The organism is Chryseobacterium sp. MEBOG06, from assembly GCF_021869765.1.
Lineage (GTDB): Bacteria > Bacteroidota > Bacteroidia > Flavobacteriales > Weeksellaceae > Chryseobacterium.
Window position 1 is genome coordinate 725,597 of sequence record NZ_CP084580.1, and the last position, 24,966, is coordinate 750,562.

Consider the following 24,966-nt stretch of genomic DNA (forward strand, 5'->3'; position numbering starts at 1 on the left):
TCTCTTTATTCTTTTTCTCTTCTAATCTCTTAAATTTTTAATTTTTAAATCTTTTAATTCTTAATTAGCCATTGCGGTGTAGATAAACTTCACTGAACTACCCACCATGTCGATTACCGGTTGTGGGTAAATACCCAATAAGATCACAAATACCGCTAAACTTGCCAATACAGAAAATTCTACACCCGATAAGTCTTTTGCTGTACTTAGAACGGCTGCATCTCCTTCTCCAAACATTGCTTTTCCGTAGAATCTCAGTAAGTACACTGCACAAAGAATTACCGTAAGACCAGCAATTACTGCTGCTGTTCCGTTAAAATCATACACTGATTTCAATAGAATGAATTCTCCGATGAATCCATTGGTTAATGGAACTCCCATTGAACCTAATATGATGATCAAGAACAATACTGCAAATTTAGGGGCCACCTTTGCTAACCCACCCATTTGTCTGATATCTCTTGATTTAAATCTCTTGTATAAAATATCACAACAGTAGAATAATCCCACTACGTTGATACCGTGAGCGAAAGTCTGTACTAATGCTCCTTCAGCACCTTCCACATTGAATGTTCCTCTTAGAGTAACTACTGCTGAAGCAAAGATCCCTGCCACCATCAATCCTACGTGAGAGAATGAAGAATAAGCAATAATTCTTTTCATATCCGTCTGGATGATCGCAATCAGTGCTCCGTGGACAATTCCAACAATAGCAAGGATGATCACAATCTGTCCGGAAATTCCTGCAATAGGAAGTGGAGTAATTGGAAGTAAATAACGCATTAGACCATAAACTGCCATTTTAAGCATAATACCGGATAACAACATCGATCCCTGAGTAGGAGAGTAGGTATAGGTATCAGGCTGCCAGGTATGGAAAGGGAATACCGGTAATTTCACTGCAAATGCAAAGAAAATAAACCAAAATACCACAGTCTGCTGTACTTCATTCAGTTGTGCATTATATAGATCTGTTAAAGCGAATGATGCAGAGTGGTTGTACACATAGATCAATCCGGCTAACATAAATAAAGATCCAACGAATGTATATACGAAGAATTTCGTAGTGAATTCAAACCTTTTATTTTCTTGTCCCCAAAGTCCGGCGATAAACCAAATTGGAATCAATGTTACTTCCCAGAAAATGTAGAACAACAATCCGTCTAAAGACGTGAATACTCCTACAAGACCGAACTGCATGAGCAGAATCAAACCGTAGAATGTATTTCTGTAGTTTACACTTTCATTGAAAGAAGATAAAATGATGATTGGCACCAAAATGTTGGTCAGCAATAAAAGAAGCATACTCATCCCATCGATACCGAAGTGAAGAGAGCTCTTCATAAATTGTGACCAGGGATAATTGATTTCATGCTGCAATACACTATCTACGGTCGGAGTAAAATCGAAATCCGAAAGTATATAAAATGTAAGAAGCATTTGGACCAATGCAATTCCCAGTGCCAAATATTTGCTGGAATTACTCTTCCATGCAAAAACTAATCCCGAACCTACTAGAGGTAAAAGTAATAATGTTAATAATAAACAAGACATTATTATTGTAATAAAAAGTTAACAATTAATATAATTCCCACAGCTAAAGACATGATAAGAATATACGTCTCTACATTTCCGTTTTGAACACGCTTCATAGCTTTTCCGCTGTCTTCAGCACCATCCCCTACAAAGGTTACAAAACGGTCTAAGATTCCCTTATCAAACATCTTTCCTCCGCGTCCTAATCCTTCAACAGTTTTTACAATCAATGCGTTGTAAAGTTCGTCAACGTATAATTTCTTAGCAGAAAGCTTTTCCCATCCGGTGTAGTTTTCTTCTGCAACAGCCATCTTTTTCTTTTTCACATAGGTATTTCTAACGATAAACCATACGGAGAAGAACATAAGTACTGTAGCTGCCAATAAGATCATTTCAGTATTGAAAGGCACTCCTGAAAGTGTCGCTTCCATCTGGCTGTAGCTTTGTTCCGTAAGAACAGGCTTTAACCATTCCATCAGCTTAGCATAGTGCCCGTGCCCGATGAAGTGCGGCAGGTTGATAAAACCTCCGATTACAGAAAGAACAGCCAATACGATCAATGGTATTGTCATATTTGACGGACTTTCATGTAAATGATGTTTTTGTTCTTCTGTACCTCTGAATTCCCCGTGGAAAGTCAGATAGTATAGTCTGAACATATACGTAGCAGTGATTGCTGCTAATATGAATAAGATAACCCAGTAAATAGGATTCTTAGCGAAAGCTGCCACTAAAATTTCGTCTTTAGAAATCATCCCTGATAGCAAAGGGAAACCTGATATTGCTAATGTTCCGATAAGGAATGTCGCGTGGGTAAGAGGAATATATTTTTTAAGACCTCCCATGAAACGCATATCCTGTTCGTTGCTCATTGCGTGGATTACAGAACCGGCACCTAAGAATAATAAAGCTTTGAAGAATGCATGCGTCATTACGTGGAACATTGCTGTTGTATACGCTCCAAGACCTAAAGCGATGAACATAAATCCAAGTTGTGAAACGGTAGAGTAGGCCAATACTTTTTTGATATCGTTTTGACGTAGTGCATAGAATCCTGCTAAAGCTGCCGTTAGGAATCCGATGAATAAAATCCCTCCCTGTACTGTAGGGGCCAAAGTAAATAAGAAATTTGATCTTACTACCAAATAGATCCCTGCAGTTACCATGGTTGCTGCGTGGATCAATGCTGATACCGGAGTTGGTCCCGCCATCGCGTCTGGTAACCATGTATATAGTGGAACCTGAGCAGATTTACCGGTAGCACCGATGAATAAACTCGCTGTGATAAAGATAATCACTGTTCCGTCTAATTCAAATTTTGAAGCATTTTCTGCTACAGAAAGATAATCTACAGCGTTTGTCTGAGAGGCGATCATAAAGATGCCGATCAACAAAGCAAGGTCACCAATTCTGTTCATGATGAAAGCTTTTCTTGCTGCTTTACCGTATTCTTCGTTGGTATACCAGAATCCGATCAACAGGTAAGAACAAAGACCTACTCCCTCCCATCCAATGAATAAGATAAGGTAGTTGCTTCCCATCACTAAAAGTAACATCGAGAAGATGAAAAGATTCAGATAAGTAAAAAACTTATAGAATCCTTTGTCATGACTCATATATCCGATAGAGTATAGGTGGATCAATGATCCAATACCCGTGATGATCATTACCATCATTAATGAAAGCTGATCAATCTGGAATCCAAAATTAATTTGTACTCCATTTACTCTAAACCATTCAAAAGCTTTTACGATTACAGGCTGGCTTTCAGAATTGAAATTCATGAAAAGACTTACAGCGATACAGAAAGATCCGAATACTGCTGCAGTGGCCAAAGAACCAACCAGTATTTTTGGAAGATTTTTTCCAAATAAACCGTTAATAAGAAACCCTAAAAGTGGTAAAAGTACTATTGCATATACTAGATTCTCCATTCTTATCCTCTTAATTTATTAAATATACTTACATCTACAGAACGGGTATTTCTATATAGCATAGCAATAATTGCCAGACCTACTGCTACTTCAGCAGCAGCCACCACCATAATGAAGAAAACTAAAAGTTGTCCGTCGCCGTTGCCTTTATATGCTGAGAAAGCTGCCAACAAAAGGTTTACAGAATTCAGCATAAGCTCTACACAGCCCAGAATCACAATAGCATTTTTTCTAAGCAATACTCCCATCACTCCCAAACAGAACAAAACTGATGAAAGAATGATGAAGTAGTCCAAAGGGATGCTTTGTATAAATGTATTTACTTCTCCCATAATTTTATAAATCTTTTTTACCGATTAATACCGCGCCTACGATACCTGCCAAAATTAGGATGGAAGCAAGCTCAAACGGTAAAACATATTCATTGAATAAAAGTCTACCCAGATTTTTAGTAAGACCAACCCCTCTGTCTACATTTTCAACAACAATGTGGTTGTCTCTTACGCCTCTGAATACACCTAGCACACCTACTAGAAGAATACCTGCTGTAAAAACCCCAACAAACTTTAAAGTATTGTTCTTCTTACTTTCGTCTCCTTTATTAAGGTTAAGCATCATTAAGATGTAAAGGAAAAGTACCATAATGGCACCTGCGTACACTATAATCTGGATAATTGCTAAGAACTGTGCATTCAGAAGGATGTACATTCCGGCAATTGAAAACATCGTAACAATCAATGACAAAATAGCATATAAAGGATTTTTTGCAAATACAAAATAAACAGCACTTGCAACTGCTAAAAACGCCACCAAGAAAAATAAAAACTGATCCATTATTTTACCGCATTTTTTTGTTTCTCGGATTGTCTTGTCGTAATGTCAATCCTTTCATTTATTTTTTCAACTAATTTATCTTTTCCATAGATAAAAGAACCTCTGTTGGTTTCTACATCCACCAATCTGTCTGTAAGATAGATGGCAGATTTAGGACAAGCTTCCTCACACATTCCACAGAAGATACATCTCAGCATATTAATTTCATATACTGAAGCATATTTTTCTTCTCTGTAAAGACCTTTTTCCTCTTTGGTTCTTTCAGCAGCAGTCATCGTGATGGCTTCTGCAGGACAAGCTACCGCACAAAGTCCACAAGCTGTACATCTTTCTCTGCCTTCTTCGTCTCTTTTTAAAACGTGCTGGCCTCTCCAGATAGTAGCTCTAGGTTTCTGTACTTCCGGATACGAATATACTGCGGGAGCACCCTTTATCACGGTTCTTACAGCATGCTTAAAGGTAATCCCCATCCCTGTAAAAATGGCAGGAAGGTAGATTTTTTCAGCAAGGGTCATCTCTTTATTGGAAACAACTTTTGATCTGTTTGTAAGTTTCATTTAATTATAGATATTAGATGTTAGACATTAGATCTTAGACTAATCTTGTCTGTTATCTTAATTATTTAATATTGATGATTGAATATGACACGCTAAAGATAAAGCTTTGATTTCATTATCAAATTTTCAAATCAGCTCATTTTCAAATTTTCCTAGTTTGCAAATGCTAAAATTACAGCTCCTGTAACTAATAGATTTACTAATGCCATTGGAATCAACGTTTTCCATCCCAAATGCATTAATTGATCATATCTGAATCTTGGAAGTGTCCATCTGATCCACATGAAGATCAAAATTCCAATTACTGTCTTGGTAAGGAATGCTACAATACTCAAAATTCCTGCAGTGTTTTCACCCCAGTGCTGAGTTACCCATTCTATACCAGGATAGTTGTACCCTCCGAAGAAAAGAACCACCATGAATGCATTAGAGATAAACATGTTCACATATTCTCCGAACATATATAATCCTAACTTCATAGAAGAGTATTCTGTAGAATATCCTGTTACCAATTCAGATTCACATTCAGGTAAATCGAAAGGGTGTCTGTTGGTTTCTGCTAAGGCTGCTACAAAGAAAACAAGGAAGGCGATTGGCTGGTAGAAAATGTTCCAGTTCATACCATCAATATGAATTAATCCCCAAAGTTTTCCTGAAGTCTGACTTTCAGTAATTACTTTTAGATCCAGACTTCCCGACATCATGATGATTGAAAGAAGTGCCAATCCCATTGCCAGTTCGTAAGAAATCATCTGAGAAGAAGCACGGATAGCACCTAATAATGAATATTTGTTGTTGGAAGCCCAACCTCCGATCATGATTCCGTAAACACCAATTGAAGCCATTCCGATGATGAAAAGTACTCCAACGTCAATGTTGGCAACCTGAAGATCAAAAGAAGTACCTGCAATATTTAAACTTTTACCCCAAGGAATAACCGCCCCTGTGATTAATGAAATAAACATTACTAAAGCTGGTCCCAATACGAAAAGGAATTTTTCAGCATTGGCAGGGGTAAAGTCTTCTTTAAAGAAAAACTTTCCACCATCAGCAAGAGGTTGCAATAATCCGAAAGGTCCGGCTCTGTTAGGACCAATTCTATCCTGCATGATTGAGGCAACTTTTCTTTCTGCCCAGGTAGAGTAGGCTGCGATCGTTAACGATAGCAAGAAAAGTGCTAATACAAGTATAAGTTTAAATGTAAGTAAATCCATTTTTTATTGTAAAGATTTTTAGATGTGAGATGTCAGAGACTAGAGATAAGATAAGGTCTGTTGTCTAGTGTCTGAAATCTAATTGTCTTTAATTAAAATTATTTTTCGTCTTTTTCACTGATTTCCTTAGCCATTGGGTTGTCTAAAACTCTTAGCTCGTCCTTAGGCTTTTCGTAGTGATTCAATGAAATTACAGAGTGTCTGTCGATATGTCTAGGACCTTCAATATTCCAGTCTGATAATGCTTTTCTTTCGAAACGGCAGGTATCACAGATGAATTCTTCTACTTCACCCCATTGATCTTTTCTTGCTGTTACTCTTACAATTTCATCACCTTTCATCCAAACAACCGCTTTTCCGGAACACTTATCACACTTACAAGAAGCGTTCATTGGTTTTGTAAACCAAACTCTGCTTGCAAAACGAGCTGTTCTGTCTGTTAATGCTCCTACAGGACACACATCGATAATATTTCCGATGTAATCATTGTCTAAAGCTTTATTTAAATAGGTTGAAATTTCAGCATGATCTCCTCTGAAAAGAATACCGTGTTCTCTTGTTTCTGTAAGCTGATTAGCTGTAAGCACACATCTTGCACAAAGAATACAACGGTTCATGTTTAATTTGATGTTCGGTCCAAGATCATCAGCTTCGTAAGTATTTCTTTCGAATTCTGTTCTTGTACTTTCCACCCCATGCTCATAGCCTAAGTCCTGAAGGTGGCATTCTCCTGCCTGATCACAGATAGGGCAGTCTAGCGGGTGATTGACCAATAAGAATTCAGTAACCGCTTTTCTTCCATCCTGAGCTTTCTCAGACGTAAGGTTTTTTACCTCCATGCCGTCCATTACATTAGTTCTGCAGCTTGCTACTAATTTTGGCATAGGACGTGGATCAGCTTCAGATCCTTTAGAAACTTCAACTAAACAAGTTCTACATCTCCCTCCACTGGTCTCTAATTTGCTGTAGTAGCACATAGCGGGAGGTACAGATTTACCCCCGATCTGTCTTGCAGCTTCCAAAATAGAAGTACCAGGCAAAACTTCAGTAGTCTGTCCGTCTATAGTTATTTTGAATTTTTTAACTTCTTCGCTCATATTGTATGCTTTAAGCTTTATGCGTTCAGCAATAGGCTTTGTTATTTATATTTCTTTGTGTTAAATGTATATCCAATTCCTGCTAGAACTTGTCCGAAGACAAAATCCTGACGTGCTTTATCAGGTTTGTTATTTAATGTGGTTTTAATATCCCACATATTGATATACCCGGCTTTTCCTTCTACTCTAAGCATCCAGTTTTTCCAGAAAACTAAGTTAAGACTGGATCTGATATCGGTTCCCATACCTGCAACGTGAAAACGGTCGCTTCTTTCGTTACCAAAAAGTTTTACATTACTTTTCGGAAACATGAACCCAATACCGGCTCCGTAAGACCATACTAAATCTATATTTTTCTTATGAATAAGGTTTTTGTATTTCTCAAGACCTAAATTTTCATAATTCAATCCGTCTGTATGTTCAAAAGTAAGGAACTTCTCGTCTGCCAGGTTTACCTGTCCGTTTTGTACCATTGCTGCGTATTCAGGATCTGAGATATGTCCTTTAAAGTTAACGGTTTGATTTTGATCCATCACATATTTCATGTGGTCAATCCCTAAAACAAGTGCTAAATTATCTTTAATAAAATATCCTATTCTGAAATTATACTGCGTTACGGTAAACCAACTTGGATCAAAATAAACGATTCCAAATTTTGTAGGTCTGTCTTGTGCTGTTACATTATTCAATTGAAAATCATATCCGTTTCCACTAAAATGGATGTCAGAATTACTATAAGCAGCTCTGTTCCAGCCATAAAAAACGAACATCTGACCTTTCTTGCTTAACGGTGCTGGCTTCTGTTTACGAACAGGGCCGGTAGAACCATCAAACTCTCTTACTACTAATGTATCTTTAGCCTTTTGGGCAAATACAAAATTCGACATCATTAAGCCGACAACCAATAACTTTTTCATCTATGCATTGTTTTCAACAGCAGGAATAGGATCAGCATAATGTGCCAGTCCATAATTTTGTGTCTGAGATAACTCAGGGTTTTTTATATGCCACTCAAACTCATCTCTGAAGTGACGAATGGCTGCTGCAACAGGCCAGGCTGCTGCATCACCTAATGGACAGATCGTATTTCCTTCGATTTTTCTCTGGATATCCCAAAGTAGATCGATATCTTCCATTTTACCTTCTCCTTTCTCAATTTTCTTTAAAATCTTGTACATCCATCCTGTACCTTCACGGCAAGGCGTACACTGCCCACAGCTTTCGTGATTATAGAATCTTGCTAAAGTCATTGTATGTTCTACGATGCACTGGTCTTCATCTAAAACGATGAATCCTCCTGAACCCATCATAGTTCCGGTAGCAAAACCACCATCTGCCAATGATTCATAGTTCATATATCTTGGCTCTCCGTTCACCGTTCTCAGCAATAAGTTAGCAGGAACAATAGGAACAGAACTTCCTCCAGGAATACAAGCCTTTAATTTTTTTCCGTCTTTAATACCACCGCAATATTCATCAGAATAAATAAATTCTTCTACAGTGATGGTCATATCTATTTCATATACACCTGGTTTATTGATATTTCCACAAGCAGAAATTAATTTCGTTCCTGTAGATCTTCCAACGCCAATTTTAGCATATTCAGCACCTGTAATATCAATGATTGGGACAATAGCTGCAATAGACTCAACATTGTTTACCACCGTTGGTCTCTCCCAAAGACCTTTTACAGCCGGGAATGGTGGTTTTAATCTTGGGTTACCTCTTTTTCCTTCAAGAGATTCAAGCAATGCGGTTTCTTCACCACAGATATAGGCTCCACCTCCTCTTTGAACATAAATTTCGCAATCGAAACCTGTTCCCATGATGTTTTTACCTAAAAATCCTGCAGCTTTTGCTTCTTCAATAGCTTCTTCCAAGATATCAGGAATCCATGAATATTCTCCACGAATGTAGATGTAAGAAACATTTGAACCTAAGCAGTAAGATGAGATCAGCATTCCTTCAATCAGTACATGAGGAAGAAATTCCATCAGATATCTGTCTTTGAATGTTCCAGGCTCAGATTCATCGGCATTCACAACAAGGTGTCTTGGAACGCCTTCAGGTTTTGCCAAAAAGCTCCATTTCATTCCGGTTGGGAATCCAGCTCCACCACGTCCTCTTAATCCTGAAGCTTTTACTTCTTCAAGAATTTGGTCAGGGGTCATCTTCAAGGCTTTTTCAGCTGCAGTGTAACCTCCCTGTTTACGGTAAGTTTCAAAGTAACGGATACCTTCTATATGTGCGTCTTTAAGTAAAAGTTTTTTACTCATTGTTTATTATGCTTTTAGCTATTGGCTTATGCTTTTAGCTTTTTTGTATTTATTTTAAAAATTAACTGATTTGAAATCCAAAAATCCAGGATTCTAAACCATTATTAGTCTAAAGCAAGTTGTCCCTGTCTGCAAAGTTCAAGGATTTCGTCTACTTTTTCTATCGTTAAATTTTCATGGAAGAATTTACCTAGCTGCAACATTGGTGCATATCCACACGCTCCAAGACACTCAGCTGGCTTTAATGTGAACATCCCGTCTTCAGTAGTTTCTCCATCCTTAATGTTCAGTTTGGTTCTGATATGGTCTAGGATTTTTTCGCTTCCACAAACCATACAAGGTCCTGTTCTGCAAACTTCCAAAACATATTTACCCACCGGCTTCATATTAAACATCGTATAGAAAGTAGCCACTTCATATACCTCAATCGGTTGGATACTTAATAGTTCTGCAACATAATCCATTACAGGAACATCTAACCATCCTCCGAATTCTTTCTGTGCTAAGTGAAGTACAGGAAGAAGGGCGGACTTTTGTCTTCCTTCAGGATATCTTGCGATAATTTTGTGTACCTGTGCTAAACTTTCCGGTTTAAAAGCTATTGTTTCGCTCATTTTATTTTGTTGTAAAATGTACATTGTACAAAGTACAAAGTATTTATTAACTATTTATATTTTCAAGTACATTGTACATCCTACATTGTACTTTTTACAATTGTTATGCGTCTAATTCTCCCGCAATAATATTCATACTACACATCGTTACAATGGCATCTGAAATTACAGAACCTGTAATCATTTCAGGGTATGCCTGATAGTAGATGAAACATGGTCTTCTGAAGTGAAGTCTGTAAGGGCTTCTTCCTCCGTCACTGACAAGATAGAAACCTAATTCTCCGTTTCCACCTTCTACAGCGTGGTACACTTCTCCTTTCGGTACATCAGTTTCTCCCATTACAATTTTGAAATGGTAGATTAGTGCTTCCATCTTCTGATATACATCCGCCTTTTCAGGAAGATAAAAATCAGGAACATCCGCGTGGAATGGTCCTTCAGGAAGGTTTTCGTAGGCTTGTTTGATAATTTTAAGAGATTCCCAGATTTCTTGTTGACGAACCATGAAACGGTCGTACGTATCTCCTGAAGTTCCTACAGGAATAATAAAGTCGAAATCTTCGTATGATGAATAGGGCTCTGCCACTCTTACATCGTAATCTACACCTGCTGCACGTAGGTTGGGACCTGTGAAACCGTAGCTTAGTGCTCTTTCGGCAGAAATAGCTCCTGTACCGATGGTTCTGTCCATAAAGATTCTGTTTCGTTCTAATAGAGTACCGAACTCTTTAAATCTTGCAGGGAATGTTTTTAAGAAATCTTGTAATAACTCATGGAATTTTGGGGTGAAGTCTCTTTCAAATCCTCCAATTCTTCCCATATTGGTGGTCATCCTTGCTCCGCAGATCTGCTCATACATATCATAAATACGTTCTCTTTCGATGAACATATAAGTAAGACCTGTAATTGCTCCTGAGTCCATTCCGGTTACCCCGTTACAGATCAGGTGGTCACCAATTCTGGCAAGCTCCATCAATATAACACGCATATAGTCTACACGCTTTGGAACTTTAACGCCAATCAGCTTCTCTACTGTCATATGCCAACCTAAGTTATTGATTGGTGCAGAACAGTAGTTCATACGGTCAGTAAGTGTAGTAATCTGAGAATAGTTTCTTCTTTCAGAAATTTTCTCAAATGCTCTGTGGATATATCCCACCGTTTGTTCAGCGTGAAGGATTCTTTCTCCGTCCATCGTTAAGATATTCTGGAAAATCCCGTGAGTAGCAGGGTGGGTAGGTCCTAAATTCAGGGTATATAGCTGCCCGTCAATCTGTTCCTTACTTTCGTACTGGTTTAGTATATTAGATAATGAGTTATCTTTCATAATTTAAATGCTTTAGGCTATAGGCTCTAGGCTTTAAGCTTACTGCTTACTGCTTATTGCTTATTGCATTATTTTTTATCTTCCGAACATGTTATCGTCTTTGTCGGTTCTGGTACCATCTTCAAGGCGATATTCTTTCAACATTGGGTGGTATCCAAGATCTTCCATATTCAAAATAGGTCTGAGATCCGGATGTCCTTTAAATTTAATCCCATAGAAATCATATGTTTCTCTTTCCATCCAGTTAGCACCAGCATATAGCTCAACAAGAGAATCTACTTCAATGTTTTCTCTGGACATAAAGATTTTCAGGCGTAATCTGAAATTGATCATCATATTATGCAAGTGATAGACAACACCTATTTCCTTTTCCGGAAATTCAGGATAATGAATTCCACAGATATCAGTAAGGAAATTGATTTCCAATGATGAATCTTTAAGATAGTGAATGATTTTCTTAATATCTTCTTTTTTCACTTCAATGGTCAGCATTCCATAAGGTTCTGAGCTTGAAATAACAGATTCCGGAAATTCTCTGGTAATTGCTTCTAATACAAATTCGTTTGTCATTTCCGTTTAGTTGCTTATGTTGTAAGAATCTAGTAATTTCTGATATTCAGGCATATCTCTTCTTCTGATGCTTTCGCTTTCCGCAAGAGCCTGTACCTGCATTACCCCTTCAATAATTTGTTCTGGTCTTGGAGGACATCCTGGAACATATACATCTACAGGAATAATTTTATCTATGCCCTGAAGAACAGAGTAGGTATCAAAAATACCACCACTTGAAGCACAAGCCCCAACTGCTACTACCCATTTTGGCTCAGCCATCTGAGTGTACACTTCTTTCAGGACTGGTCCTAATTTCTTTGATATAGTTCCACAAACCATCAGCATGTCTGCTTGTCTTGGAGAGAAAGAGTTTCTTTCCATACCAAATCTTGAAGCATCATAGGTCGGGTTCAGGGTAGCCATAAACTCGATACCACAACAAGAGGTTGCAAATGGTAATGGCCAAAGTGAAAACTTTCTTGCCATCCCGATCACACTGCTCAGTTTTGTTGCGAAAAACCCTTCTCCTTCATAGCCTTCGGGAGCAGGTGCATCTGTTCTTATTACTGGTTTTTTATCTGACATTTTCTTTGATTTTAGATTTTGAATTATAAATTCTGAATTATTATCATTCAAAATCTATCATTCACAATTCATAATTTTACTTTATTTATCCCAATCTAACGCGCCACGTTTCCAAACATAGAAAAACGCTACGAAGAAGATCGCAACGAATGTAAGTACAGCCAGGAATCCCTCCATACCGAATTCTCTGAAGTTTACCGCATATGGATAAAAAAATACGATTTCAATATCGAATAGTACGAACAATACCGCAGTCAGGAAATATTTAATAGAAAATGGTGTTCTTGCATTTCCCTCACTAGGAACCCCACATTCCCAACTCTGGTTTTTCACAGAATCTCCTTTCTTCTGTTGTGGACCTAAGAAATGTGCACCAAGCAAAGAAACAGCGACAAATCCCACTGCTACCCCTGCCTGGATAAGGATTGGAATATAACTTTCAGGTAAATTCATTTTTGCATTATTATCTCAATTTGCAAATTTAGCGAATAAACAAGAAAGCATGAAATTTATCAGCTTAAAAGTCGGATGAAAATGGAGAAAACCGATAATTTAGAATCAATAAAAATAACATTTATTTCTTCATTTTCTTAAGCAGAGAATAGGCCATAAATGAGATATATCCAAAAAGAATACTGGCTAAAGCAATATTGATAATGGTATTCATTCTGTCATCCTGTAACTGAAAAAACAGGTTGTAAATAATAAACCCGGCAATTAAAACGGTAAAGATGATAAGTTGTGGTTTCATAGGGATAGGTAAGGGGATAGTTAGGTACGAGTGACCGTTAAATGGAGTAGCTGACAGTAAGGCAGCCACTGGGCTATTCATTATTGATCATCATAGAATATGTTCTTCTTCTTTTATGATTCACAGGATTATAATCTTGCCAAAGAAGCTGAACACTTTTGTTTTCTTCTAATTCAGGATTAGTTTCAGCGAAATTAATTCCCATACTTGTAAACCGTACAAAAATTTCCTTGAAAATAATGGCAGTTACACCACGTCTCTGATATTCAGGATGAATTCCGATAAGATAAAAGTTGGCACGGTCATTTTTCTTTCCGGCTTGTAAAAAGTGCCACCATCCAAATGGAAATAATTTTCCTTTCGATTTTTGTAAAGCTTTGGAATAAGAGGGCATTGTAATGGCAAAAGAAACCAATTGCTCATTTTCATCTACCACACAGATTACATAATTTTTGTCAATGAAAGGGAAGTATTTTTCTTTATATGTTTTTATCTGTTCTTCTGAGATTGGGGTGTAAGTAGAAAGATGCTTATAGGTTTCATCCAATAGTTTAAACATAGGTTCTACATAAGGAAGGATTTCTTCTTTTGACTTGAATCGGAGAACTTTAAGTTTGTATTTCTGAGCGATCAAGCCACTGAATTTTTCTACTTTTTCAGGAAGTATTTTAGGGAAGTTCATCTCATATTCTACCCATTCTTTTTCTTTGGTCATGCCAAGGTTTTCAAGATGTTTAGGATAATATGGATGGTTGTAGATTCCAATCATGGTCGCCAGTTTATCGAAGCCCATGGTAAGCATTCCTGCTTTATCAAGATTGGTGAATCCCATTGGTCCTTCTATCGTATTAATGCGGTGTTCTTTAGCGTAATCAATGGCTGTTTGTATTAATGCCTTGGAAACTTCAGTATCATCAATAAAGTCTATCCAGCCAAAGCGTACTTTTTTAATACCTAATTCTTTTTCTTCTTTATGATTAATAATCACAGCAATTCTTCCGGCCACCTTACTGTTTTTTACAGCTAGAAACTGTTTGGATTCTGAGTATTGCAGGGCAGGATTTTCTTTTGGGTCCCAAATTTTAATTTCGTCTTTTATAAAGGATGGGACATAGTACGGATTATTTTTGTATAAATCCATAGGAAATCTTACAAATTGCTTTAGCTGGCTGGGAGTTTTCACTTCAATAATTGAAACTGTAGACATGATTTTTGTGCGAATTAGAGAACAAATATAAATAATAATATCCTATACTTTGGCACAGTTTTTACATCATTATGGATAAAAAATGAACACAAAATCTATATAAAAATGGCGGTCTATTATATCATTATTGTTATTTCGATGCTGGTTAGCTGGTGGGTTTCATCCAGATTAAAATCAAAATTTGAATATTACTCTAAAGTGCATCTTCGAAATGGACTTTCGGGGAAAGAGGTAGCAGAGAAAATGTTGAGAGATAACGGGATTAATGATGTTCAGGTAATATCGGTTCCCGGACAGCTGACGGACCATTATAATCCGGCAGACAAAACAGTAAACCTGTCTGAAGGGGTTTATATGCAGAGAAATGCGGCAGCAGCAGCTGTAGCAGCACACGAATGCGGACACGCTGTACAACACGCGGTAGGATATTCTATGTTGAATTTGCGTTCAAAATTGGTTCCTATTGTTAATATAAGTTCTAATTTGATGCAGTTTGTCCTTATAGCGGGTATCGCAGTAATGGCAGCATCAAGAACGATTGAAAATCCTCACGGAAATACAACTGTTCTGGCGATTGGAGTGGCAATGTTTGCGATGACAACTCTCTTTGCATTTGTAACATTACCGGTAGAATATGATGCGAGTAACAGAGCGATGAAGTGGCTAAAGGATACAGGGACTGTAACTGCCGAAGAATTTGTTGGAGTTAAAGACAGTTTGACATGGGCTGCAAGAACTTATGTAGTCGCTGCATTGGGGTCTTTGGCACAGCTTCTTTACTGGGGCTCTTTGCTTCTGGGTGGAAGAAGAGATTAATCTATAAATTCAAATGAAACATATTGCATCTCGGAGAGTTTTTCCGAGATGTTTTCTTTTTGTGCAAGTTTCAGAGAAGCTGTAAGAATACAGTTTTCATTGGCGTCAAAGTTTAAAACTTTGGCATCCAATTTTGAAAGCAGTGTAAAGATTGTATTTTGCTGATTAAAGCTGAATTGAATCTCAATTTCTGTTTCCAGTTCCCTTGTAATAATATGGGCATCTTCCAGAGTCATCTTTGCAGATTCCTTGTAGGCTTTTACCAATCCTGAAACCCCAAGTTTTGTTCCTCCATAATAGCGGACTACAATCACTAGAACGTTAGTGATTTCATGAGCTAATAGTTGATTATAAATTGGTAAACCAGCACTTCCGGATGGCTCTCCATCATCATTTGCACGATAATTTTCACCACTCATTCCTATTCTAAAGGCATAGCAGTGGTGGGTAGCTTTTGGGTGTTCTTCTCTTACTTTTTCCAGCGAATTCTTTAATTCCCTTTCATTATTTACGGGGTACGCAAATCCTATGAATTTGCTGCCTTTTTCTTTTAAAAGAGTGTTTTCTACTGGCTTTTCTATCGTTTTGTATTCGAACTGCATTTCTATATCCTTCTTTGAATGTTACAAAAATATTAATTGCATTGTAAATTCCAGCAATTTTAAAAAAATAAGCCATCTAAGTTGATGGCTTAATAATGTATTTTATTTTTTAATGATCTTTTGAGTCAACCATTTTCCATTGGATTCAAATTTCACAAAGTAAACTCCTTGTGGTAAATGTGATATATTGATGCTATTATTTTCTTTGGTAAATAGAACTATTTTTCCATTTGTATCATAAATCTGAACTTTATCTAAAATAACGTTTGTTTTAAAAAAAATGGACGAAGTTGTTGGGTTAGGATATAATAATAGTTTTGAGTCAGTGTTGTTTACAATATCATTTTCATTGGTTGCTAAAGATGCATTTGAAAAGTCAACTATATAGATATCCGAATAATTTCCTACCGCTATAATTTTGTTATTGAAATATTTGAAGGCATTAATATTGGCAAGGCTTAAATCATCGTGACTTATACCAGGAACAACAAGTTGTGAGGTAGCGCCTCCATCCGTAGTTCTGTAAAGATCATAATTAGAATCATAGTAATAGCCAAGATTTTCATTAATGAAATAAAATTTTGCGAGATTAGAATTTGTAGTTTCTACCCATGTTGCTCCAGAATTATCAGTCGTATATGTTTTTCCATAATTTGCTGATATACTAATTTTAGCAGCGCTAATTACATTTACATTATCTAAATAGCCTGTTGCTTCGAAAATAGAATTCCAGGTGATTCCTCCGTCCGTAGTCTTATACAATTTTTTCGAGCCACCTGCATATCCAATCATATCGTTATAGAACTGAATGGTTTCTATTTTTCCTAGTTCAGTAAATTGAGAAGCTGTAGAAGTTGGTGATATAAAATGTATTCCATTGGGAGGGCTTACATACGGTGATGCAGTACCTAATAAAATATCTCCATTATCTTTAATCCAAAATGCAGAAGGATATATTGTTGGATTGGTCGAACCGGAACTACTCCATGTTTGACCAAAATTTGACGTTAAAGAATAACTTCCATTTCCAACAAGAATACCTTTTCCATTTTCTTTTAATTGTACACCTTTAAAAGCATTTAATGTAAATGTTGCTGCTTGATTGATCCAATTGTGACCACCGTCAGTTGTGCGGTAAACAACACTGTAGAATCCGGTAGATCCGCTTCCTATGACAGTTCCCTGATTGTCATTGGCAAAAGAAATGCTTTTTAATTCGGAAGGATAAACTCCGGGAACTAAAAAGCTCCAGTTCGTTGTATCAGTGGATTTATAAATATTTGATTCTCCTCCAACGATCATATTACCATTTAAAATACCAATCGAATTAAGACCGGAGTAAGGATAAGTATTAATTAATCTCTGATTCGTCCAGTTTTGTCCCAAATCTGAAGACTTATAAATTCTATTGTCGCCCCCCACAATATAAAGTTGGCTGGAGTAAAATTTTATATCATTTAAATTATAAGTTGCTTCGATGCTTACAGGAGACCAGTTTGCACCTTGATCATTTGTTTTAAAGAGTTTACCGTTATTTCCGACAATAAAAGCATCAGTATTATTAATAAAAAGAATTTTATTGATGCTGGTTGAACTTAGATTTGTCGCCGTCCAGTTTGCTCCCTGGTTTGTTGTTTTATAGATCTTTCCATTGGCAGCACACACAAACCCGATATTTTCATCTATAAAAAAGATATCATTGATGTTACTTTGTTCCGGTAATGAAACAAAAGAGAATGAATTTCCTGAATTTAATGTTTTGTATATGACACCTGAATTACCTCCAAGGAAACCTATAGATTCATTTACAAAATAAAAACTTCTTAAAAAAGCAGCATTTGCTGATTTGTAAACAGAAGTATTAAATCCATCTGTGGTTTTATAAATTCCGGTTTGGGTTAATACAAATCCGACATTATTATTGAGCATTTGAATATCTCTGTAAATTTCATTTCTAAAGAGTTTTTTCCAGGTTTTTCCACCATCCTTTGAAGAGGCTACAACTCCATTTTCAGACTGATCGAGCATGTACAATGTCTGATCAGGTGTAATCTCCAAATTAGTGATGGTGGAAAAAGATTTTACCGGCGTTAAAAATTTCCATTGCTGAGCTTCTAAAACTGATATAAATCCCAGTAGTAAAAGTGTAAAGTATTTATTCATATAAGGGTTAATAGTTTTTACAAATATATGAATAAGGGAAAGTTGTTATGCTTTCTAAATGTTAAAAATAATTGCTGAAAAATTTAATGTCATTATTTCTAAAACTTTCAATTTTGTAAGGATTAAAATCAAACTTGGGTGCTTTTGTTCCATTTTCCAATTTTAAATTTTCATTTTTAATAACAATAGTTTCATCCCAAAGACTGCTATCTATGAATTGCTTCAACGTAAACCTACCTCCTTCAATAATAACAGACTGTATCTGTTCTTTGTAGAGTACCTGCATTAATGCCGGTAGAAAATTTTCTTTTTCGATTTTAATGAATTGAATGTTTCCTTCATGTCCTTCTTTAATTGAATTTAAAACGAATGTCCGTGCTTCATTATTGTAAATATTGAAATTTTCAGGAACTTTCAAGTCAAAATCTATTAATATTCTGACAGGATTGGTACCCTCTAAATTTCTAACTGTTAAGCTTGGGTTGTCATTTAAGGCTGTTTGAGTTCCTACAAGGATTGCGTGCTCATCTGCTCTCAATTGATGCACAAATTGATTAGTTAATTTGTTAGAAATGGCTGTAGGTTTAAAATCTTTATCTAGAAACCCGTCTCCTGACTCGGCCCATTTTAAAATAATATAAGGCCTTTTCTTTTCATGATAGGTGAAAAACCGCTTATTCAGCCTGATGCATTCATCTTCTAAAATACCTGAAATAACTTCAATTCCCGCATCCTGGATAATCTTTTTTCCTTTACCATTCACCTTGTCATGAGAGTCCATTGCGCCAATTACCACTTTTTTGAATCCCAATTCTTTAATTTTTAAAGCGCATGGAGGTGTTTTTCCATAATGGGCACATGGCTCCAGCGATACATAAATAGTTGATTCCGGGATGAGTTCTTTATTTGTAACAGAGTTGATGGCATTGATTTCTGCATGGTTTTCTCCTGCTTTGTGGTGATAACCTTCCCCAATGATCTCTCCATTGTGAACGATTACACTTCCTACAAGAGGGTTTGGGTAGGTGTTGCCCAATGCTTTCTGAGCCAGTTCAATACATCTTTTGATATATAATTCGTCGTTGTTCATATCTGTAAAAAGAAAAAGCGAAGACAAATTGCTTTGCTCCGCCTTTATTTATTTTGTTAAGATTTATTCTCCGGCAATAATGTTGTGGAGATTTTGTTTTAAAGTTTCCAGATGAGCTTTCTTTTCATCAATGGTGTTGTAAGTATCCTTTAATAAAGGATTTTCTCTTGACGGTTTGGTAAAGAAGGCAAGGTTGTTTTCCAGCTTTACAATTTCGCCTTCAAGATCAGAGATTTGATTTTTGATCTTTCTTGCTTTGTCAGTAAGTTGGTTTTCAGATAAACCTTCTTCTTTCAGTTCAAGCTCATTGATCTTATTGATTTTTAATTTCTCTCTTAAAGTCTTGTTGAATTCAGTATTGATAGAGATTTTATCTCTAGGAACTTTACCAATGTTGTTCCATGCTGTTTTGATCTGCTCAATTTTTTCGATGCTTCCTTCTTCATTGGAAACAGTTTTCAGTTCATCAAGAAGGACTTTTTTATTTTTATAATTCTCTTTCCAGTTGTCTGTAGAGGTGTTGCTCTTTTCTCTGTAATTATTGAAGAATGCATTACACGCATCACGAAACTCATCCCAGATTTTATTGGTCATGCTCTTTGGAACGTGGCCAATTTTTTTCCAGTCTTCCTGCAGCTTTTTGAATAATGGAACGGAAATATCCCATTCTTCATTATTTTGGTTGTCCTGTGCGGTCTGGATTAGTTGTAATTTTTCTTCCAGGTTGGCCTGCTGAGAACCTTTCAGGGATTTATAGTAATTGTTTTTTGTGGTATTAAAAGCTCTGAGTGTTATTTTAAAATCATTCCAGTTTTGGTTTGATAATTTTCTTGGTACACTTCCGGTTTTTAAGAATTCAGAACGAAGATCTTCCACTCTTTTGATGGCATTTTGCCAATAGTTGTGGTTAGGAGTTTCTGATGGCTCAGAAAGTTTCTTAATCTCCGTGATAATCTGATTTTTCTTTTCAAGATTTGTATTCTGCTCTTTTTCTATTGAAGCGGAAAGTTCAGATTTCCTTTCGTGGATTTTATTGGAAATTTCTTTGAATTCTTCCCATGTTTTTTCACGGAACTCTTCTGCTACTGGTTCTGCCTCTTCTTTCCAAAGCTTGTGAAGATACTGAAGCTCATTTAAAGCTTTTTGAATTACCGGCTCATTTTCCAGTTCCTGAGCACGAGCAATAATGTGTTGTCTCTTCTCTAAATTGTGGCTGTATTCCTGTTCCAAAAATTCTTTATTCAGATCCAGCATCTGATAAAACTGATTGAGGTGGTGGAAATAATTGTTGTTAAGAATTTTAAATTCAGATTTGGCTACCTGTCCTGCTTTTGCCCATTCTTCTTTTATCTCACGGATGGATTTGAAAAGATTAATTCCCGGTTCAGAGTTAGTATAGAGATTTTTAAGTCTTTCAATAATGTTTTGGCGGTGTTCCAGGTTTTTTTTCTGTTCTTCCTCCTGACCTTTCTGGAAATCATCATGCTTTTCTCTGAAGATGTTGACTAGAGCGGAATATTTAGTTTGCAAAGGATGTTCATAACTGAAATTTTCAGGAGCATTTCCTCCTTCAGCATATTCATGCTTTTTATCTTCCACTTCATCATGGATGTAATGATTTGCTTTTTCCTTCAATTGGCTGAATCTTTTAAAATTCTCACCAGCGTTGGGAGTGTTGATGATTTTTTCCATTTCCTTTAAAGCATCAGCCAGAGAAATTTCTACCTCTTCATGTTCTTCCACGTGTTCTGTGTCATCATCATGAGGGGCTGCATCATGAGAAACTGTGTTTTCTGATGTCTCCTGAGATACTTCGTTAGGATTTTTATTTTCTTCGTTTTCAGAAAGATTGTTTTCTGTAATCATAGCAAATCTTTTATGTGAGTGGCGTTAATATCCTTTGTATATAGCTGTAAGGCCAATTAAAGTACTAATTTATGTTATTTTTTTTGAAAATTCCAAATTTCCCAAGCTTTTTCTGCTTGCTGTTCAAGCATATAATACCCATTGACGGTTTTTGCTCCTTTTTCCGAGGCATTGATGATAAATCGGGTATAATTGGGGTTGTATATTAAATCTATAACCAGGTGTTCCGGAGACAGTGCCTCAAAAGGAAAATCCAAACAATCATTTATATTTGGAAATGTCCCTACAGGAGTGCATTGGATAATTATTTTATGTTCCTGAACGGTCTCTACATCAAGGTTGTTAAAGTTTATTTCAGAATTTCTCGATACAATCATAGAAGGAATGTTATGTTTTTCTAAAACATATTGTACTGCTTTTGCGGCACCTCCGTTTCCTAGGATTAAAGCTTTATCATGGGAAGGTTTTTTGTGCAGAAACAACGTCTTTTCAAAACCAAAAGCATCCGTATTATAGCCCGTTTTTTTACCATCCTGAATCAGTACACAGTTGACAGCTCCTATTTTTTCGGCTTCATCACTTAATTCATCGAGATAATGAATGATTTTTTCTTTGTAGGGAATGGTTACATTGAACCCTAACAGTTCCGGAGAAGAAAATAGGTTTTCCACTTCATTGATTTCGTTCAGGTCAAAAATATCGTAGGAGAAGTTCTTCAGCATGAGCTTTTGAAACTTATTTTCGAAGAATTTTTTAGAAAAAGAGTAGGAAATATTGCGTCCTATCAACCCTAATTTTTTATTGGAATTCATATGATCAAAAATAAAAAAAAGACCGGATAAAACCGGTCTTTGATTTGAAATATTTTTTAATAATTAATCTACGATAAATTTAGTAGAGAAATTATCTGCTTTAAGGATATAAGTTCCTTTTACCATCCCTTTAAGGTTGATCTTGTTTGAGTTTTTGAAAGGATTTACAATTGTCTCAATTAATTTTCCTGAAAGATCATAGATATCAGCTTTCGAAATTTTGTTAAGATTTTCTCCTTTTACAAAAAGTTCGTTGTTTCTTACCGGGTTAGGGTATACTGTAAAACTTGATTTGTCTTTTTTGGCTTCAGAAGTGGCTAATGTAGCACATGTCCAGGTAAGATCATCCATAGCTACTCTGTCATTGTTCGGATTTACAATTTTAATGACTGCATCACCGCTTACTCCTACATTGATTGTTTTTGTATTTACTGTAGCGCTATAAGGAATAGTTCCTACTAAGACATCGTTTACTAAGACATTTAAGTTTGCGTTGTTTCCACCAAACTTAAGTTGAGTCGTTAATGTTAAAGTCTGAACACCTCCGGAAATCACAGAGCTTGTTAAGGTGCCTTTTTGAGTACAAACTGCCTTACCGTTGATTGTTTGGTCAGTTCTGGCTAATGTAGCAGTCCATGTTATATTATTGTTGGTCCATGTTCTGGTAGAGTATGAAGTATTTTGGCCTGAACCATCCAGCATTGTGCTAAAGTCTTCCGTTCCACAACTTCCGCTTCCAGCAGGTCCGTCAAGTGTTGTTTCTGTAGCTGTTGTACTTTGTGGAGAATAGTTTCCGTAAGCATCTTTAGCAATTACATAGAATGTATATTGTGTAAGTGGTGATAATCCGGTTACAATAGTAGAAGTTCCTGTAACAGTAGCTCTTAATGTACCATTTGCATAAATATCATAACCTGCTACTCCGGTATTGTCTGTTGAAGCAGTCCAGCTCAATGCAATAGAATTTGATGTAGGATTATTGGCAATTAAATTAGTAGGAATTGTAGGTACTTCTGTATCTACAACTGGTGTTCCCCAGATTTGAGTAACATATTCCGGGTGGTCAATAAATGGATTTCTGTTTCCCTGTACAGTATAGCTGGCGTTATTTCTGGCAATTTCAGTAGGTGATACAGGGTCTTGTAAATGCCAAGCTAATAATTGGTCTTTTTCCCATATCTGTAATCCTGGAAATGTTGTGTTTCCAAGCATACCACCTGATTGAAATGTTGAAAGTTTATCCTCATATCTTGTTACAAAGTAAAAAATCATTCTGGCGATATCCCCTTTAAATTCGTCAATAGGTTCAAATACTGTAGAGGTGTAACCCGGAGATGCACTTGCTCCTAGTTTAGAACCATTAGATGAAGTATAGGTTGCTGACCCTACTTTTCCGAAAGGAAAAGCTCCTCTCATACCATTTACTTTACTATCTGTAGGTCTGATGAAATGAACGTCAGAATACATAGGATTCTGTGAACCAAACAAACTTTGAGGAACAATATGTTCTCTGTTATAGCAGGTTCCTTCAGGACCATTTTGTCCACATTGATTGGTTCCCATGTTAAAAGTATAAAAGTCGGGACCATTAGGAACTTCAGTATAAATATCAAGGACGGTGTTGTCTCCTTCGTAATAAGTGTCTCTATCTGTTGTATAATAGGCAGTCCATAAGGCTGAATAGCCAATATAGACGTTAGGAGCAAGATAAATTATTTGGCTTAATTTGGTTTTTAGTGCAGGACCAGTTAAACCAGCTGTCCCGTTATAATAATTGGCAGGAGCCTGTGCTAAAGCGTTTATTAATGCCACGTTTAGCAGGAAAAAAGATAAAATTCGTTTCATTGTTTTAAATTGGGGCGTAAAGGTACAAAAAAATGAAACTGAAGTGTATTAATTTAATGTAATATAGGATCTTAATATATTAGTTTTTAGTAATATATTCTTTGCTTATTTTTGAAAAAAACCATGAGATAGTAATTCCAAATAAGCCTGCAGTAAAAGCTACGATGAAGTAATTTTTCCCGACAATTTTTACAGGGAATGGAAGTGTTTCATTTGCTCTGAAGAACTCTGTATAAAGTTGGAAATAGCATAGTGCTGTACCAAAGATTAATCCGGTAATTACTCCGGAAACCACAATAAGAATTCCGGTGTAGAAATAGGTCATTCTCAAATGGATCAAAGGGAAGCCTAGTGAAATAAGGGATTTTGCCTGTTCTTTTTTATCAAGCTGGAGGATAATAATAGCCCCGGCAAGATTAAAGGTTGTAATAAAAATTACCAATGCAAAAATCAGATAAATAAATAGCTTTTCTGTATTAATCATTTTCCAGAAAGCAGCATTTTCTTCTTCTTTGGTTTTTATTTCAATACTTTTCCCTAAAGACGACTGTAAGTTTTGCTTTACTGAATCTGCATTTTCAGGATTTTTTAATTTAATAACAATCTGATAAGCTGATTTTTTAGGTAAACTCAGTAATTCCTCGGTAAGTTCAATAGGAGAGATAATATAATTGTCAAGTTGGTCTTTTCCGGGGAAAACTCCTGTTACGAGAATGTCTCTTTTGTTATAAATATCTTCATCCTTATTGATAATCCCGGTACCTGGTTTAGGCATAAAGATCGTTGCGTAATGATTGGAAGAATCTATAGGAATGGAAAGTCTGTTGTTCAGGCTGTTTTCCATCAATACCTCATTAGAATATCTGAAACTAGGGTAGGTGCCGTAGAATACATCCTTATTGATTGGGTTGACTTTGATATAAGCTGAATCAACACCTCTCAGGTAGGCAATATCTCCTTTTCCATTGAAATTGATATAGACCTTCTCTTCAATTACCCTTGAAAAGCTGCTGATCTCTTTATTGCCGGTCAGAACTTTATTTACTGCATCCAGATTTTTAATGGTTTTCCCGGAAGCACTATTTAAAGTCAGATCAGCATGAAGGTTAGAAATAAGGTCTTTATTCAGGTCTTCAAGCCCTGAAAATACTGAAATAATAACGAACATTGCAGCCACAGCAACCGTCATGGCACCTACCGCAAGCCACGTAATGAACGTAACTGCAGTACTGCCTTTTTTAGCCAGAAGATACCTGGATGCTATGTAAAATGCAATATTCTTCAAGAT

General features: G+C 36.4%; 24 protein-coding genes. 1 reads left to right on the forward strand and 23 read right to left on the reverse strand.

All coding sequences use genetic code 11. The features are described 5' to 3' along the window. Positions 1-60: 60 nt before the first annotated feature. From LF887_RS03295 to LF887_RS03370, 16 genes are all read right to left on the reverse strand, one after another. Entirely contained in the window at positions 61-1,554 is a 1,494-nt protein-coding gene (locus LF887_RS03295) for a NuoM family protein (RefSeq protein WP_236857399.1), read from the reverse strand. A 2-nt stretch (positions 1,555-1,556) separates the two neighbouring features. Next, entirely contained in the window at positions 1,557-3,470 is a 1,914-nt protein-coding gene (nuoL, locus tag LF887_RS03300; protein ID WP_236857400.1) for an NADH-quinone oxidoreductase subunit L, read from the reverse strand. Positions 3,471-3,472: 2 nt separating this feature from the next. Further along, positions 3,473-3,802 (reverse strand): NADH-quinone oxidoreductase subunit NuoK, encoded by a 330-nt coding sequence (nuoK, locus tag LF887_RS03305; RefSeq protein ID WP_002983557.1) that lies wholly within the window; start codon positions 3,800-3,802, stop codon positions 3,473-3,475. Between the two features lie 4 nt (positions 3,803-3,806). After that, positions 3,807-4,304, reverse strand: coding sequence for an NADH-quinone oxidoreductase subunit J (locus tag LF887_RS03310; RefSeq protein WP_236857401.1), 498 nt, complete (start codon positions 4,302-4,304; stop codon positions 3,807-3,809). After that, complete coding sequence (locus LF887_RS03315; protein WP_236857402.1) at positions 4,304-4,861, reverse strand: NuoI/complex I 23 kDa subunit family protein; 558 nt, start codon at positions 4,859-4,861, stop codon at positions 4,304-4,306. The genes LF887_RS03310 and LF887_RS03315 overlap by 1 nt, the downstream gene beginning before the upstream one ends. Positions 4,862-5,013: 152 nt before the next feature. Continuing rightward, on the reverse strand, positions 5,014-6,075 hold the full coding sequence (gene nuoH, locus LF887_RS03320; protein ID WP_236857403.1) for an NADH-quinone oxidoreductase subunit NuoH: 1,062 nt from the start codon (positions 6,073-6,075) through the stop codon (positions 5,014-5,016). Positions 6,076-6,173: 98 nt separating this feature from the next. Further along, positions 6,174-7,172 (reverse strand): 2Fe-2S iron-sulfur cluster-binding protein, encoded by a 999-nt coding sequence (locus LF887_RS03325; RefSeq protein WP_236857404.1) that lies wholly within the window; start codon positions 7,170-7,172, stop codon positions 6,174-6,176. Between the two features lie 41 nt (positions 7,173-7,213). Next, positions 7,214-8,089 (reverse strand): hypothetical protein, encoded by an 876-nt coding sequence (locus LF887_RS03330; RefSeq protein ID WP_236857405.1) that lies wholly within the window; start codon positions 8,087-8,089, stop codon positions 7,214-7,216. Then, positions 8,090-9,448, reverse strand: coding sequence for an NADH-quinone oxidoreductase subunit NuoF (gene nuoF, locus LF887_RS03335; protein WP_236857406.1), 1,359 nt, complete (start codon positions 9,446-9,448; stop codon positions 8,090-8,092). A 104-nt stretch (positions 9,449-9,552) separates the two neighbouring features. Beyond that, a complete protein-coding gene (gene nuoE / locus LF887_RS03340) occupies positions 9,553-10,062 on the reverse strand; it encodes a complex I 24 kDa subunit family protein (protein ID WP_047377758.1) in 510 nt (169 codons plus the stop codon). Between the two features lie 103 nt (positions 10,063-10,165). After that, on the reverse strand, positions 10,166-11,389 hold the full coding sequence (gene nuoD / locus LF887_RS03345) for an NADH dehydrogenase (quinone) subunit D (protein ID WP_106917368.1): 1,224 nt from the start codon (positions 11,387-11,389) through the stop codon (positions 10,166-10,168). 75 nt (positions 11,390-11,464) lie between these two features. Further along, the gene (locus tag LF887_RS03350; RefSeq protein ID WP_236857407.1) at positions 11,465-11,959 is read right to left on the reverse strand and encodes an NADH-quinone oxidoreductase subunit C; all 495 of its coding nucleotides are present in this window, start codon (positions 11,957-11,959) and stop codon (positions 11,465-11,467) included. Between the two features lie 6 nt (positions 11,960-11,965). Beyond that, on the reverse strand, positions 11,966-12,526 hold the full coding sequence (locus LF887_RS03355; RefSeq protein ID WP_002983540.1) for an NADH-quinone oxidoreductase subunit B: 561 nt from the start codon (positions 12,524-12,526) through the stop codon (positions 11,966-11,968). An 81-nt stretch (positions 12,527-12,607) separates the two neighbouring features. After that, entirely contained in the window at positions 12,608-12,979 is a 372-nt protein-coding gene (locus LF887_RS03360; protein WP_236857408.1) for an NADH-quinone oxidoreductase subunit A, read from the reverse strand. A gap of 121 nt (positions 12,980-13,100) precedes the next feature. After that, entirely contained in the window at positions 13,101-13,277 is a 177-nt protein-coding gene (locus LF887_RS03365) for a hypothetical protein (protein ID WP_236857409.1), read from the reverse strand. A gap of 73 nt (positions 13,278-13,350) precedes the next feature. Beyond that, complete coding sequence (locus tag LF887_RS03370) at positions 13,351-14,484, reverse strand: GTP cyclohydrolase (RefSeq protein ID WP_236857410.1); 1,134 nt, start codon at positions 14,482-14,484, stop codon at positions 13,351-13,353. A 105-nt stretch (positions 14,485-14,589) separates the two neighbouring features. Here LF887_RS03370 and LF887_RS03375 point away from each other — a divergent pair, with 105 nt between their 5' ends. Then, entirely contained in the window at positions 14,590-15,300 is a 711-nt protein-coding gene (locus tag LF887_RS03375) for a zinc metallopeptidase (RefSeq protein WP_236857411.1), read from the forward strand. Here the strand turns inward: LF887_RS03375 and LF887_RS03380 are convergent. From LF887_RS03380 to LF887_RS03410, 7 genes are all read right to left on the reverse strand, one after another. Further along, positions 15,297-15,902: an IMPACT family protein gene (locus LF887_RS03380; protein WP_236857412.1), complete on the reverse strand. Its 606-nt coding sequence runs from the start codon at positions 15,900-15,902 to the stop codon at positions 15,297-15,299. The two genes, LF887_RS03375 and LF887_RS03380, sit on opposite strands and share 4 nt — an antisense overlap. A gap of 102 nt (positions 15,903-16,004) precedes the next feature. Beyond that, on the reverse strand, positions 16,005-18,065 hold the full coding sequence (locus LF887_RS03385; RefSeq protein WP_236857413.1) for a YCF48-related protein: 2,061 nt from the start codon (positions 18,063-18,065) through the stop codon (positions 16,005-16,007). 61 nt (positions 18,066-18,126) lie between these two features. Beyond that, the gene (ribD, locus tag LF887_RS03390; RefSeq protein ID WP_236857414.1) at positions 18,127-19,155 is read right to left on the reverse strand and encodes a bifunctional diaminohydroxyphosphoribosylaminopyrimidine deaminase/5-amino-6-(5-phosphoribosylamino)uracil reductase RibD; all 1,029 of its coding nucleotides are present in this window, start codon (positions 19,153-19,155) and stop codon (positions 18,127-18,129) included. A gap of 63 nt (positions 19,156-19,218) precedes the next feature. Then, positions 19,219-21,021: a DUF349 domain-containing protein gene (locus LF887_RS03395; RefSeq protein ID WP_236857415.1), complete on the reverse strand. Its 1,803-nt coding sequence runs from the start codon at positions 21,019-21,021 to the stop codon at positions 19,219-19,221. A 74-nt stretch (positions 21,022-21,095) separates the two neighbouring features. Continuing rightward, entirely contained in the window at positions 21,096-21,833 is a 738-nt protein-coding gene (locus LF887_RS03400; RefSeq protein WP_236857416.1) for a shikimate dehydrogenase family protein, read from the reverse strand. A 63-nt stretch (positions 21,834-21,896) separates the two neighbouring features. Next, the gene (locus tag LF887_RS03405) at positions 21,897-23,678 is read right to left on the reverse strand and encodes an endonuclease (RefSeq protein ID WP_236857417.1); all 1,782 of its coding nucleotides are present in this window, start codon (positions 23,676-23,678) and stop codon (positions 21,897-21,899) included. A 79-nt stretch (positions 23,679-23,757) separates the two neighbouring features. Then, entirely contained in the window at positions 23,758-24,963 is a 1,206-nt protein-coding gene (locus tag LF887_RS03410; RefSeq protein WP_236857418.1) for an ABC transporter permease, read from the reverse strand. Positions 24,964-24,966 lie beyond the last annotated feature (3 nt).